The 1,067-nt window shown below is 69.3% G+C and carries 1 protein-coding gene; it reads left to right on the top strand.

Annotated features, from left to right (window positions below; genetic code table 11):
* The coding region (locus tag AB0C29_RS49995) for a cell wall anchor protein (protein ID WP_360835638.1) at positions 1-1,067 on the top strand (1,067 nt) is incomplete at both ends.

Consider the following 1,067-nt stretch of genomic DNA (forward strand, 5'->3'; position numbering starts at 1 on the left):
CGGGCGCCCGTCCCGCCTCGGACCGATGGGCCCACGACCCAGACCGACATCACGGGGATCGCCAAGTGCGACACCGCCGCCGGTGAGTGGACCGTCACCTGGACGATCACCAACAACTGGACCGAAATGGCCAAGGTGGACAAACTGACCACCGCGCCGGCCCCGGTCCCCGGCCTGGCCGACGGCGGTTTCCTCAACCGCCGCCAGGAGAGCGGCACCATCGGCAAGACGATCTTCACCCAGGTGCTGCGGAACAGCCCCGCGGAGGCCTCGGTCTCGTTCGTGGCCGTCTGGGCGAAGACCAAGGACGCCGACAACAAGGCCACCGTCCAGCTCGGCGCGTGCGAGAAGCCCGAACCGCCGTGCGTGGAGCAGGCGCAGGCGCGTTTCCACCACGAGTTCGCCATCAAGGACGGCCAGGCCACGGCGTCGGTGACGCTGGACGACGACGTCAAGCTCTGCAACGCCGAGCCGGTGACACTGGTGACCTACTTCGCGCCGAAGCCGCAGTTCTCGGTGCCGCAGTACGTCTTCGCGCACCAGACGGCGACGATCAGCAACGAGCAGCGCACGGTCACCCTGGCCGCGCAGCTGCCGGCCTGCAACACCCAGGCCGACCTGTTCTTCGGGGGCGAGGACGACATCATCGGTGAGATCACCGACGGTGGTAAGCGCTACGACAACCTCAAGCTGGGCAGCAGCAACGGCCTCGGCGGCCGCTCGAAGGGCCCGCAGGGCTGGTACAACGGCGGCACGAAGGGCTGTCACCAGCCGGCCGTGCAGCCGGTGTCCCAGTGCGACGGCACGGTCGATGTGAACCTGAGCAACACCGGCGAGCAGACGAAGTACCCGGTCGACTTCACGGTCCGGGCCGGCGACTTCACCACGACGGTGACCGTGGCACCCGGCAAGGGCGAGACGGTACGGGTGCCGGCCGGCAGCGGCCCGATCACGGTGACCGCGGACGGCATGCAGGACGTCGCCTACGAATGGCAGCGCCCGGAGAACTGCCCCACCGGCACCCCCGAGGAGCTGGCCGACGTGCCCGACAGCCACACCGGGCAGTT

This window comes from Actinoplanes sp. NPDC048791, assembly GCF_040650095.1.
Taxonomy (GTDB): domain Bacteria; phylum Actinomycetota; class Actinomycetes; order Mycobacteriales; family Micromonosporaceae; genus Actinoplanes.